At 46.3% G+C, this 12,889-nt stretch carries 14 protein-coding genes; 7 read left to right on the top strand and 7 right to left on the bottom strand.

Going from position 1 to position 12,889, the window contains the following annotated elements; translation table 11 throughout:
* Nucleotides 1–97 precede the first annotated feature (97 nt).
* Nucleotides 98–1,084: a pyruvate dehydrogenase complex E1 component subunit beta gene (locus AC5JBY_RS17935; RefSeq protein ID WP_495906008.1), complete on the bottom strand. Its 987-nt coding sequence runs from the start codon at nt 1,082–1,084 to the stop codon at nt 98–100.
* 154 nt (nt 1,085–1,238) lie between these two features.
* A complete protein-coding gene (locus AC5JBY_RS17930) occupies nt 1,239–2,429 on the bottom strand; it encodes a serine hydrolase domain-containing protein (protein WP_495906007.1) in 1,191 nt (396 codons plus the stop codon).
* A gap of 275 nt (nt 2,430–2,704) precedes the next feature.
* On the opposite strand from AC5JBY_RS17930, the gene AC5JBY_RS17925 reads away from it, so the two are divergent.
* The 5 genes from AC5JBY_RS17925 (at nt 2,705) to AC5JBY_RS17905 (ending at nt 7,558) form a co-directional block, all read left to right on the top strand.
* Nucleotides 2,705–3,976: an acyltransferase family protein gene (locus AC5JBY_RS17925; protein WP_495906006.1), complete on the top strand. Its 1,272-nt coding sequence runs from the start codon at nt 2,705–2,707 to the stop codon at nt 3,974–3,976.
* A gap of 10 nt (nt 3,977–3,986) precedes the next feature.
* Nucleotides 3,987–5,012: a sensor histidine kinase gene (locus AC5JBY_RS17920; RefSeq protein WP_495906005.1), complete on the top strand. Its 1,026-nt coding sequence runs from the start codon at nt 3,987–3,989 to the stop codon at nt 5,010–5,012.
* On the top strand, nt 5,012–5,707 hold the full coding sequence (locus tag AC5JBY_RS17915) for a LytR/AlgR family response regulator transcription factor (protein WP_495906004.1): 696 nt from the start codon (nt 5,012–5,014) through the stop codon (nt 5,705–5,707). Before AC5JBY_RS17920 ends, AC5JBY_RS17915 begins: the two co-directional genes overlap by 1 nt.
* 83 nt (nt 5,708–5,790) lie before the next feature.
* Complete coding sequence (locus AC5JBY_RS17910) at nt 5,791–6,870, top strand: sensor histidine kinase (protein WP_495906003.1); 1,080 nt, start codon at nt 5,791–5,793, stop codon at nt 6,868–6,870.
* Entirely contained in the window at nt 6,842–7,558 is a 717-nt protein-coding gene (locus AC5JBY_RS17905) for a LytR/AlgR family response regulator transcription factor (RefSeq protein WP_495906002.1), read from the top strand. The genes AC5JBY_RS17910 and AC5JBY_RS17905 overlap by 29 nt, the downstream gene beginning before the upstream one ends.
* Before the next feature lie 315 nt (nt 7,559–7,873).
* Here the strand turns inward: AC5JBY_RS17905 and AC5JBY_RS17900 are convergent, their stop codons facing one another.
* Both AC5JBY_RS17900 and AC5JBY_RS17895 read right to left on the bottom strand, forming a co-directional pair.
* Entirely contained in the window at nt 7,874–8,455 is a 582-nt protein-coding gene (locus AC5JBY_RS17900; protein ID WP_495906001.1) for a DUF922 domain-containing protein, read from the bottom strand.
* A gap of 56 nt (nt 8,456–8,511) precedes the next feature.
* Nucleotides 8,512–8,907, bottom strand: a complete 396-nt coding sequence (locus tag AC5JBY_RS17895) for a DNA gyrase inhibitor YacG (protein WP_495906000.1) — start codon at nt 8,905–8,907, stop codon at nt 8,512–8,514.
* Between the two features lie 196 nt (nt 8,908–9,103).
* On the opposite strand from AC5JBY_RS17895, the gene AC5JBY_RS17890 reads away from it, so the two are divergent.
* Nucleotides 9,104–9,475: a single-stranded DNA-binding protein gene (locus tag AC5JBY_RS17890; protein ID WP_495905999.1), complete on the top strand. Its 372-nt coding sequence runs from the start codon at nt 9,104–9,106 to the stop codon at nt 9,473–9,475.
* Nucleotides 9,476–9,590: 115 nt separating this feature from the next.
* Nucleotides 9,591–10,808, top strand: a complete 1,218-nt coding sequence (locus tag AC5JBY_RS17885; protein WP_495905998.1) for a PA2928 family protein — start codon at nt 9,591–9,593, stop codon at nt 10,806–10,808.
* A 48-nt stretch (nt 10,809–10,856) separates the two neighbouring features.
* On the opposite strand, the gene AC5JBY_RS17880 is transcribed toward AC5JBY_RS17885, so the two are convergent.
* From AC5JBY_RS17880 to AC5JBY_RS17870, 3 genes are all read right to left on the bottom strand, one after another.
* A complete protein-coding gene (locus AC5JBY_RS17880; RefSeq protein WP_495905997.1) occupies nt 10,857–11,375 on the bottom strand; it encodes a GNAT family N-acetyltransferase in 519 nt (172 codons plus the stop codon).
* Nucleotides 11,372–12,553, bottom strand: a complete 1,182-nt coding sequence (locus AC5JBY_RS17875) for an acetyl-CoA C-acyltransferase (protein ID WP_495905996.1) — start codon at nt 12,551–12,553, stop codon at nt 11,372–11,374. The genes AC5JBY_RS17880 and AC5JBY_RS17875 overlap by 4 nt, the downstream gene beginning before the upstream one ends.
* A gap of 159 nt (nt 12,554–12,712) precedes the next feature.
* Nucleotides 12,713–12,877 (bottom strand): hypothetical protein, encoded by a 165-nt coding sequence (locus AC5JBY_RS17870; RefSeq protein WP_495905995.1) that lies wholly within the window; start codon nt 12,875–12,877, stop codon nt 12,713–12,715.
* Between the last annotated feature and the right edge of the window lie 12 nt (nt 12,878–12,889).

Below are 12,889 nucleotides of genomic sequence, written 5' to 3'. Positions count from 1 at the left end.
CGCAATGGATTGCGTAAGGGTATCAATGAATGGCATTCTCGCGCAAAAAAAATCCCGGAGTTGAAGCTCCGGGATCTCTATTATTAAGTTGTATGTGTTACTTCTTCTGGTACATTACCTCTTTCACCAGTTTTATGGTGCGGGGCACATCGGGCAGTGCAGCAGCAACCAGGTTGGGTGCATAGTGCAGCGGTGCGTCGGCAGCCGTGATGCGGCGGATAGGCGCATCGAGGTAATCGAAGGCTTCTTTCTGGATGCGGTAAGCAATTTCAGAAGATACTGAGCACATTGGCCACTGCTCTTCCACGATCACCAGACGGTTTGTCTTTTTAACGCTTTCCACGATGGTATGCCAGTCGAGGGGACGGATAGAGCGCAGGTCGATCACTTCGGCGCTGATGCCTTCTTTTTCCAACTCTGCGGCAGCACCGAGGGCTACCTTCATCATTTTATTGTAGGAAACGATGGTCACGTCGCGACCTTGTCTCTTAACGTCTGCTTTACCGATTGGAATGATGTACTCTTCTTCGGGTACTTCGCCCTTGTCGCCATACATCACCTCACTTTCCATGAACATCACCGGATCGTTGTCGCGGATGGCCGCTTTCATCAATCCTTTGGCATCGTATGGGTTGGAGGGAGAAATCACCTTGATACCGGGGATATTGGCATAATAGCTTTCAAATGCGGTAGAGTGCTGGGCACCCAACTGACCGGCTGAACCGTTTGGTCCGCGGAATACGATGGGGCAGCTAACTTGTCCACCGCTCATTGCCAGCATTTTAGAAGCTGTATTTAAAATTTGATCTAAGGCCAGTACAGCAAAGTTCCAGGTCATGAACTCAACAATGGGGCGCAGACCGTTCTGGGCAGCACCTACTGCGATACCAGTAAAACCCAACTCGGCGATGGGGGTATCGATTACTCTTTTGGGGCCAAATTCGTCGAGCATACCCTGGCTAACTTTATAGGCGCCATTGTATTCTGCTACTTCTTCACCCATCAGGAATACATTAGGATCTCTTCTCATTTCTTCGCTCATTGCTTCGCGGAGCGCTTCACGAAATGCTATTAATCTTGCCATCCGGTTATTTGGTTTTATTGTTCTATGTTCCGACTACACAAATGTTTCATCGGGCGACGCAAAATTATTGGTTGCGAGGCAGATAAACAAATCGGAAGTCGGAAGCCGGAGCTAAGCCGTAGGATTGCTTTGTATGGCAAGTCTTGTGTACAGATTATTTCTTATTATCATACGGATAATAGCCCTGCCATTTCCAGGGAATGCAGGAATCTCCAAGCAATGTATCAATAAGTGCTTTAAATACTTTTTCTCCGTTTTCGCTGTTGGTCATAATAATGATGGAAATGCCTTTATCGATGAAGTTGATATTATAGTTTCTCCAGGAGCCTCCATTGCCTTCTTTGAAAAATGCCTTACCATATTGGCATTGCAGGGTTCCCCACCCCAGTCCATAGGATAAATGAATGTCATCATTTTCGGTCGTTGTCTCTGTCGTTACGGGCGGGAACTGTATTTTGGAATGTATGGCAATTTGCGGGGCGATCATTTCTCCGAATGTTTCCTTGCGCAATCCTTTCCGTTGCATAACGCATTCTATGAACCGTGCGTAATCGGCAATGGTGGTTACCAAAGAGCCACCCGAAACGGGTTCGGTGCGTTTTCTTTTTTTGTCGATGCCTCCATCGTTCATGTGCCCTACTGCTACGTTGTCATCGCCAAATGATTCGTGCCATATAAAGCCGGTCCTTGTCATTCCCAGCGGGATGAATATTTTTTCACTGGCCAGTTCATCCGTGTTTTTTTGCGTGATCTCTTCTATTGCCAGCTGCAGCAATTTGAATCCTTCGCCGGAATAAGCATATTTCTCGCCTGGTGTAAAATAAAGCTTGATGACGCCCAGTGAATCGAATGCCGGTTCCCATTCTGTTGGGTTGAACCATCTTACATTGGGTAAACCTGTTGTGTGGCTTAAGCACATTCTTGCTGTAATGAGTTTCCAACGGGGATCGTTCTTCAGGTCGGCAAAGTATTCGTAATCGGGAATAGGCTTTTTCAGGTATTGGTATAAGGGCTTGTCTAAATCGATTGTTTTTTCCTCTACCAGCTTCATGATGAGGTAACCGAAAACTGCTTTGCTGAAGGATGCTCCGTACACAATGGTAGATGTGTCTAACAGAGTATTGGCGGGCTTGTTGCTGAAGCCGTAGGATTTAATGAATGTCGTTTTTTGATTGTTGATGATGGCGAGGTTCAGTCCCTGTACATTCATCGTATCCATCAAGCGCTGAACTGTTTTATCAATTTCCACCGTGGAAATCTTGCTGCCATCCAGCCTGGTAACTGGTTTGTTCTGCGCGGCTATTGTGCCGCCTATGATCAACAGTAATGCTATAAGAGGGTTCATAGTATTCGTGTTTACAATGATTTGGTTGATTGGTGATCCCGTAGTTGAAGCCTGCAGTGCTTTTGTACGGTATCGATCTATGTGTTTGAAAAAGCGTGCCATTCTGTAAGTTGTTGATTGTCATTTTGTAAAATATATGGGTATGTTCGGTTTTGATACAATAGACCGGTTGACATTGATACAATGTTGTCCTCAGACCGCTGTTTTCTGTCCATACGTCAAACGGATTTCTATACACCTGTGCTGTCTGATAGGTTTGTAGAAAATAAATAACCATGCAAACATCCTCCTCCCGCCAGGCTTATCTCGACTGGCTACGTATTATGGCCATTGTTGGCGTTCTGTTCTTTCATTCGGCTATGGCTTTTGTGGCCGAATGGGAATGGCATATCAAGAATAAGGAGACGAGCAACCTGATGATGGAGGTATGTTTATGGCTCAGTAAGTTCCGGATGCCGCTGTTGTTCTTTATCTCCGGTACGGTGGCGTATTTCATGCTGAAGAGCAAATCGGGTCTTGCTTTCGTGGGACTGCGGTTCAGAAGGTTGTTTCTGCCGCTGCTGTTTGGCATACTCGTGATCGTGCCACCGCAGGTATACCTGGAGCGGGTGACGCAAGGTTATCAAGGTAATTACTTCAGCTTTTACAATAAAGTTTTTGAATTCGAGCCTTACCCCAAAGGCAATTTCAGTTGGCATCACCTGTGGTTCATCCTGTATCTGTTCATATACGATGTATCGTTCACGCCCCTGTTTAAATGGTGTCTTAGTGAAAAGGGGAGTAAAGCCATGAGTAAGCTGTATGGGTTAGCGAAAGGCGCATGGGTATATGTGTTGACCATTCCTGGTATTATCATCTATACCTGTTTGCGTCTTTCTTTTCCCAGCACGCATGATTTTATTCACGACTGGTGTGATAATTTCTACTGGCTTCAATTCCTGCTGGTCGGCTTTTTCTGTATCGCCAATCCGGTATTCATGGACAGTATTGAAAGAAACCGGCGGATATCTTTTACGATTGCGCTCCTGGCTTTGTTGCTGTTTAATTATATCCGCTGGAATGATCACGAGCCCTGGGATAATATTGTCAACTGGCGGTCCGACTGGCGCACGTATGGCTTCCTGGCACTCAGTCCTATCCTTGCCTGGAGCTGGTTGCTTACCGCTGTGGGTTATGGTAAAAGGTACCTGAACAAACAACACCGGGTATTGGATTATGTGAACCAGGCGGTGTATCCTTTCTATATCCTGCACCAGACTGTCATTATCATCCTGGTGTATTATGTGGTGCAGACTACCGATACCATCCTGATGAAATACCTGTTTACCGTAGTAGGTACTTTGGTGATCTGTATGGGGATCTATCATGTGCTTATCAAACCGTTTGGCGTAATGCGGTTTTTGTTTGGGATGAAGCCGAAGAAGGAGTCGGGAGTGAAGAGTAGCGAGTCGCGAGTCAGGAGTTCAGAGTCGGGAGTGGAAAGCTCAGATCCGGGAGTCGGTAAGGCGTCAATAATTGAGAATCGTGAACCGGTAGTAATATCTTAACTTTCTATTCATGAAGTGGTTTTGGAAATACTTGTTCCCGCCTTTGTATGGTTTGCTCAATTACTTTACCATACGGCTGATCAATGATACGTTGGCCCACGATCCTTTTTGGGAGCGTTCCTGGAAGTTGAATGCGTTTGAGATGACGGTGTGCCTGCTCACCGGGTACATTGAAATATTTTGTCTGCGTTGGCTTTTCCGGTGGTTCGACAGGTCGCTGCCGGTGCAGATCGGTTATAAAACCATCTTGCTTGAAATGTGGTGGGTGTTTGTGGTATCGACGGTTATTATCAATATTACTGTGACACCAATGGCTGCCTTTACGGATGATGGTTTGAGTCAGGGTGATTTTGCCATTATCAATGTGATCCCCCTACTCTACAATTTTCTGTATTATACCGTGGTGCGCAGTAACAAACTACTGAAGGCTTATGTGGACAGTAAGGTGCAATTGGAAAAGATCACCAACGACCATTTGCAAACGGAGCTGAAATTCCTGAAGGCGCAATATCATCCGCATTTCCTGTTCAATGCGCTCAATACGATCTATTTTCAGATGGATGATGATGTGCAGGCCGCCAAGAGAAGTATTGAGAAGTTTTCAGGTCTGCTGCGCTACCAACTATACGACCAGCAGCAAACGGTGCCTCTGAGCCAGGAAATACAATATCTTACCAACTTTATAGAGTTGCAACAGGTGCGTACTTCGGATAAGTTGCAATTGTCTGTTCATTTTGACCCGGGCCTCAATGGTCAGCAGGTGTATCCCCTGCTTTTGCTGCCACTGGTGGAGAACGCCTTTAAATATGTAGGTGGAAACTACCGGATCGATATCAATGCCAAACTGGAGCAGGATAACCTGTTGTTTACAGTTGTCAATTCTGTGCCGGTAAATATTCCCGTAAAGGCGAATAGTGGTATTGGATTGGAGAACCTGAAACGGCGGCTGGAGTTGTTGTATCCGGGCAAAAGCACTTTAACGACTGTGAAGCAGACTGATGAATACCAGGCTGCGTTACAAATAAAACTGGATTGATGGCGCGTAAAATAACCTGTATTATCACAGATGATGAACCCATGGCCCGTAAAGGGCTGCAAGGGTATGTAGAAAAGATCGACTTCCTGGAACTGGCGGGCGTTTGTGAAGATGCTGTTCAATTGAACTCCCTGCTGAAGCAGGGTCCTGTCGATCTGCTGTTCCTGGATATCGAGATGCCCTATATCACAGGGATCGATTTCCTGCAGCAGGCTACCAATCCTCCCAAAGTAGTATTTACTACAGCTTATGAGCAATATGCCATCAAAGGGTATGAGCTCGATGTGCTGGATTACCTGTTGAAGCCTATTTCTTTTGAGCGCTTCCTGAAGGCCGCCAATAAAGCTTATGACTATTTTGCCGATACGCCTGCTACTGATCAGCGTTACCTGTTCATTAAAACTGATACCCGGCTGGAGAAGATCTACTTCCAGGATATCCTGTTTGTAGAGGCTATGGAGAATTATGTAGCGGTGTATACGGCGGAAAAGAAGCATATCACCCACTCTACCTTAAAGGGGCTGCAGGAGCGCTTGCCGGCTGCCGGCTTTATACAGCCGCACAAATCGTACCTGGTGAATGTGGAAGCTATTGGCGCCGTGGAGGGCAATATCCTGCACCTCGGGCGATACCAGGTGCCGGTATCGAAGTACCTGCGGGAGGAAGTGATGGAGCGGATTGGGTACAAGAAGTGAGGACTTCCTGCTATTCATAGGGTTCAGCCTGCATTTGATACAATTTTGCCGGTATTCACGCTGCTTTTTACGATTTTTAGGGGGTGAAGAACAGACTGCGCTTGCACATTTTCTTTTGGGTGGCTTATATGCTGCATGAATCGGCCCTTGAATACGCCTGGTTCAACTCTTATTTTCCGAATGTTACGGTGGCTGAAAGGCTGTGGCTGGCGGTACGTACCGTATGGTTAATTATCCCCTTCAAAATACTGTTTGCGTATTTCCTGATATGGGTTATTATAGATCGTGGGCTCAACAGGAATAAGCCAATCCCCTTATTGATATTTAAGGCTATTCCGGCATTGTTAGTTGCTATTCTGCTATACCGTGTTACGCTGCGTTATTACGTAGTGCCCATATTTCTAAAGAATGCCTGGGTTGATAATCAACTGTTGAAATTACGCCCGGTTTTGTCGGCCTTCCTCGATATTGGTTTTGCTGCGGCTTGTGCTGTGGCGATGAAGCTGTTGCGGATGAACTGGCTGAGCCGGGTGCGTGAAAAGAAACTGGTGCAGGAAAAGCTGGAAACGGAGCTCAAGTTCCTGCGCACGCAAACCAATCCGCACTTTCTGTTCAATACGCTGAATAATATATATGCGCTGGCGCGTAAAAAATCGGATGATACGGCTGATGTGGTGATGAAATTGTCCAAGCTGTTGCGTTTCATGTTGTATGAATCGCGTAAGGAGCGGATTCCCCTGAGTACTGAGATCCGGATGATCGAGGACTACATCGAGCTGGAGAAGATACGGTATAATGAACGGCTCTCTATTAGCCTGGAAAAGGATATCGACGATTGTGGTCAGCTTATAGCTCCCTTGTTGCTGCTGCCTTTCATTGAAAATGCTTTTAAGCATGGGGCGAGTGAGACCAGGTTTGACTCATATATTCATATCAGGGTGGAATTGAAAGGTGGCTGGCTGAAGTTCTGTATTGAAAATTCAAAGGAAGAGACGGGCGATACTACGGTTACCGACAATATTGGGCTGAGTAATGTGCGGCGTCAGCTGGAGCTGATGTACCAGGAGCATACTTTGCAGGTCGATAACCAGAAAGACCGTTTTGCCGTTCACCTCACTATTAATCTAAACAACGATGCAACGCTATCATTGTCTTATCATTGAAGATGAGCCGCTGGCGGCTGAAGTGATACAGGATTATATCCGGCAGGTGCCTTTCCTGGAACTGAAAGGGGTTGCCAGTGATGCGATTTTTGCTATGGAGTTGCTGCAGCAGCAAAAGATCGACCTTATTTTCCTGGATATACACCTGCCCAAGTTGAAGGGGTTCGACTTCATCCGCACGCTGAAACAGCCGCCTCATATTATCATTACTTCTGCCTATCATGAATATGCTTTGCAGGGTTATGAATATAATGTGGTGGACTACCTGCTGAAGCCTATTGAGTTCAGCCGTTTCCTGATGGCCGTCAACAAGCTAAAGCAAAGTCCCGTACCAGCTGTGAACATCACTTCCCTGATGCCTTCTGTGGAAAGACCTTACCTGTTCTTCAACGTAAGCAAGAAGAAGGTAAAAGTGTACCTCGACGATATCTTGTATATCGAAAGCCTGAAAGAATACATCCGTATCTATACCAGGACAAAGAATATCCTGACGAAGTTCCAACTGGGGCAGATCGAAGAGCTGCTGGCGAAGAATAATTTCCTGCGGGTACATCGTTCATTCATTGTAGCCAAGGATAAGATCGATGCTTTTACAGCTACCGATGTGGAGGTAAGCGGCAAACTCATCCCTATAGGTCGCAGTTATAAAGAGCTGGTGCAATCTATACTTGAGAAGAGCGCCGGGTAGTGAAGGGATATTTCTGTACTACGAAATGCGCTTTCTGCCATACCAATGCGATACTATTGCTGGTATGATGGACTCGTAGGACTTATTCCTCCCCTCGTTGAATAGGGGATTCTATGGTGCAGCGAAATGGTTTGTGAACTTATCTACTATACATATAGCATCTTCATATACAAGTAAAGCCATGAAAACACTTCTTTTATCTGTAACTGTCACAAGAAAGGGTATGTAGGTGTTACGGTAAATGCAGGTCGGTTTGACCTGCCGAATGGCCGGCTTTCTTTTTAAGAGAGAGCCGGTTTTTATTTTGTGGTATCGTCAGGAAGGCATGTTGATTGTTACCTTGACGATGGCATTTTTGTGGTCGTTCAGTTCCTCCAGCCTGTTAATGATAAAGTAGTGCCACCAGCGTTGTAGCTGCTCGTTGGTGCCATGAGTGGTTTCCTGATCATATTGGTATTGCATGGAGGATAGGTCTTTACGGAACTGTTTGATCAGTTTCTCCATCTTTTTGGGATAGCTTTTCCCGGTGAATGTCGTTTCACTCAAGGCCTTCCGCAATTTCCGGGCAAATAGCTCTGTGATCTCGAAATGGTCTTGTTCATGGGCCAATACTTTGCCGTTGCCTACGGCTCGTTTGCGTACCCAGGAGCGGTATGGGTGCATAACAGCATATATCCCTACCGTTATTTGGCTGTTGCTGATCGTATCATAACGCCGTACACGGATGCCGGAATTTATTCTGGCGGCTGCTTTCTTATAATACTTCTCGTCTGTGTTGTCTTCCCTGAAGTCCTCCCAGGTTAGTTTTTTCTCTGACCACAAGATTGTGGTGGCAGTATCCTGTGCTGCCAGGGAAAAGGCATAACTGCATGCCAGGAACAATAAGATTGCTTTCATGAATTCTACGGTAATGGATAGCACAATATAAAACATTGCCAGATAAATTGGCGCTGTTAATCTCTGTTACCGATACCCGCCAGCTTTTGGGTCTTATTGCGTACGATGATGCATTTGTCGAACGCTACTTCCTTAAGGCCATATTCATAGCAGTAGTAATACGTCTCATTTTCTTTGTTGGTAAAGATGCTGGTGAAGTAATCGAAGCGGTATCCTTTTTTGGCCAGCTCTGTTTTGGTTCTTGATGTGGCTTTCTCCACGCCTTCCATTGTTTCTTCCAGTATACGCCGGTTGCGCCGAAGGATGTTGTTTACGTTGCGTACATAGTTGCTGCCGTCACTGTTCAGCTGGTTGTTGTAGTTATTGCGGCAGTAATCGTCACAAAACTTCTTATCGGCCCGGCCTTTCACGGTTTTACCGCAGGTTGGGCAGTTTCTGGTTTCCTGGTTCATAGTCAATGAATTATCTATAGTCTTTGATCGAAAAAAGCCATTTGTAAGCGCTTACAAGCGTTTACAAACACTTACATCCGAGTATAAACGACTAATAACCGACTATGGATTTCCGGGAGGTGCATTTTTGTGGTGACAGGCAGCGATTGAGATGCCGGTCCGGAATAAAAAATCATCATCATTAAAACTTAGCAGTATGTACGCACTTAGAAACAAGGTTCAGTTGATCGGACGTTTGGGTAATGTACCGGATGTAAAGCTTACAGAAAAGGGAAAGAAATGGGCGCGTTTTTCCATTGCTACGCATGAAACGTACAGGAATACCCTTGGGGCGAAGGTGACAGAAACCCAATGGCATTTGCTGGTAGCCTGGGGCAGGCTGGCTGAGGTGGCTGAGAAGTACCTTGACAAAGGTAGGGAGATGGCTATCGAGGGTAAACTGGTCAATCGCAGTTATGTAGATAAGGATGGCATCAAGCGGTATACTACAGAAATACTGGTTAGTGAGATACTGTTGTTGGGCGGCAAGTTGCAGCCTGCCGGGGATGTTGTTGAACATGCCGTATAAATTATATCAGCTGCTTGCAAAGTGCGCAGCCTGCGCTCCGGGTAATTGTGCATCGTCTGCGTACTTTGCTCTTTGGGGGTATTTCAGTATGTTGCGGCCGCCAAACTGAATACTTATGCGATTAGGCCGTGTATTTATCGGAGGGTTCCTCTTCATTGCCTTATTGGTTATTGGGTTCTTCTTACTGATACGTGGCTGCCTGGCACGTTATGACGAACGTTCTGCGTTGGCGCCGGTATTGTATTTTGAGAAAGGCAGGAAGGCTGTGCTCTTCAGCCTCGTGCAATATGATAATACCACGAGTTATTCCCAGAGCGGCAGTATGGTGAGGAAATCTGTCAGTACCAGTTATTATGTGCAACAGAATGATGCGGTGAGTGGTGTTAGAACAGCTCAGCAAAAAGTAAAGCACCACAGTGATATCAAGTATCATCCGATAGAAACCATGGGGGCGTCGCAAGACCTTGCATGGGTGTTCCTGGGGGAACTGATGGCTTTTGACCCTTTTACGCTGGAAAAGAAAGCTGACATTGCTATACTGGAAAGCAAAAATCCTTCTCTGAAAGGGCTCTTTCCTGGAGAAAAAAGGTTTTACCAGTTCAATAATGAGGATAAGCAACTTTACTTTACAGCCAGTGATGGTACCAAGTGGCAATTGAACACTTCTACCCTGCTGGCCACTGCTACTACCACTCCTTACGATCCCAATAGAACACCTGCTGATGCTGATTCGCACCAGGTACGGAGGTTGTCTGCCTGGCGTAGTTTGCAGCGCCTGAATCCTTCTTATACTCAGATCAAGACTAACCAGGATACTATGGGTGGCAAATGGTACGGCTTATATGCTGCTGATGAATGGGCGCAGTTGTATGGACGTGTACAGCAACAGAGTACTTATGATGAAACAGCGCGCGGTCAGTTGTATATGACTTCTTATTCGCCTGCCAGCAATGGTGATATGATCATTGAAAAGACAACAGCTAGCCGGCCTTCTCCATCGGCTTATTTTCTGCATGGTGGTTTCCTGCTTGATAAATCAACCGGGCTGCCGATGCAACTTGCAGGCTTGCGTGGTTACCTGATCGTTCACAAGGATAAGATCGGGCAGGAAGGTAAGATTCTGTTGAGCAGGCTGAATGAGCAGGGACAAGTAAGCTGGACGTATGCTACGGGTCTTTCTTCGTGGGTAGACTGGCTGTACAATGGCAAGCAATTGTTCGTGATGGGTGTGGACAATCCTGAGTTAAGCAGCAGCCAGTGTAATGTATTGTTGTGTATAGATCTTGCCACTGGTAAAGCCAATAAGCATGATTATTTCGCAGACAAAAAATAGGAAGATGGTCCTTTGTTGTTAAGTCCGGGGAGTCAGCTACTTTACTCTTTATAATTCCTTTTTGATCAGCCAGTCGGTTTGCGGGTCATCGCCGACAACAAATATGTGCTCACTGAACTTATGGAATCCCCATTTAGTATAAAAGTCTATTGCGCGTTTATTATGTTCCCATACACCCAGCCATATTACTGATCGTTGTTTTTCCTGTGCAATGGCTAAGCATCGTTGCATTAAAGCGCTGCCCACTCCTTTTCCAATGGTCGTTGTAACGGCATATATCCTGGCGATTTCTATGGAGGTCAGATCGCGCAGTTCCGGTGGATTGGCTGAGTCCCGCAGACGGGCATAACCGGCAATGTCATTGCCTATGGTGGCCAGCAAGAAGATGCTGGCCGGGTCTGATACTTCTGCGATGAGTTTTTCCCGGGTGAACTGTTCGTTCATGAACTTGTCCATATTCTCCGGGGTATTGTCGGCTGCAAAGGCGTCGTAAAAGGTTTGCCGGCTGAGGTCGGCAATCATTGCTGCATCGGCCTGTGTGGCTATGCGTATGGTGACGGCGCTCATATGCTGATCACCATGGCGCTGGCGCCTCCGCCTCCATTACAAATGCCTGCAGCGCCGTACTGGCCTTTGTTGTGCTTCAGCACATTGATCAGCGTAACGATGATTCGGGCACCGCTGGCGCCAAGGGGGTGACCGATACTCACTGCTCCACCGTGTACGTTTACTTTGGCGGGGTCCAGTTTCATGCGGCGTGTATTTTCAATGCCTACTACAGAGAAGGCTTCATTGAGCTCGAAGTAATTGATCTGGTCTATGCTAAGACCTGCTTTGGCTACTGCTTTCGGTAAGGCAATCGCTGGTGTGGTCGTAAACCATTCCGGCGCCTGTTCAGCATCTGCATAGGAAACAACTTTGGCAAGTGGTTTCAGTCCCAACTCTTCGGCTTTTTCTTTGCTCATCAATACCAGTGCTGCTGCGCCATCATTCATGGTGGAGGCGTTGGCTGCTGTCACCGTACCGTCTTTTTGGAAGGCAGGTTTCAGTTCGGGGATCTTATCGAACTTAACGTTGAATGGTTCTTCGTCTTTGCTGAATAAAATGGGATCGCCCTTGCGTTGTGGGATGGATATGGGAACTATCTCATCATTGAACTTACCAGCAGCCCAGGCGGCCTGACTACGTTTGTAGCTTTCAACTGCGAAGGTATCCTGGTCTTCGCGGCTGATGCCACACTCTTTTGCACACAGCTCTGCAGCATTGCCCATCGCTTTACCATCGTATACATCGGTGAGGCCGTCTTTGGCCAGACCATCGATCAAACTCGTGTTGCCATATTTATTACCCCAACGCATCTGGTCTACATAAAAGGGTACGTTGCTCATGCTTTCCATGCCACCGGCTACCACGATATCTGCGTCGCCGAGTGCAATACTTTGCGCGGCCTGTGCAATGGCTTTCATGCCGCTGGCGCATACTTTATTGATAGTAGTACAATTCACTTCATTGGGTAGTCCCGCAAACTTGGCTGCCTGACGTGCGGGCGCCTGGCCGAGGTTGGCCTGGATCACGCAGCCCATGTATACATCCTGTACTTGTTCGGGCTTGATGCCTGCTTTCTCTACCGCTCCTTTAATGGCAAAGGCGCCCAACTGGGTGGCGCTGAATTCTTTAAGGCTTCCTCCAAAACTTCCTATCGGGGTACGAACTGCCGAGATAATATATACTTCACGTTTGTTCATATAGCTGATCTTTAGAATGTTATAAGGTTTTTAACAATGGGATGCCTGCAAAGATAACGATTGTTAGTTTAGAATGGAAGAGGCTGCTGCAAACCTTAAAGGAAAGAAAAACCCACATGCTGGTGACATGTGGGTTGGTAATATGGTGACTTGGAATTTCTATCTCTTTTCTAAGAGTTCTTTGGGGAAGCCGTGTTTTTCCAGGAATTCCTTTGATTCTTTGGCTTTTTTGATAAAAAAAGGCTCATTACCATAATCCTTGATCTTGTCAGAGATGGTAGTATTACCTAATTTTTTCTGTTTTTTTCGTTCATTATAATTCATAAGTATTATTTG

The sequence above is a fragment of the Paraflavitalea sp. genome (assembly GCF_059502485.1).
This window is presented reverse-complemented; position numbering and strand designations above follow the sequence as displayed.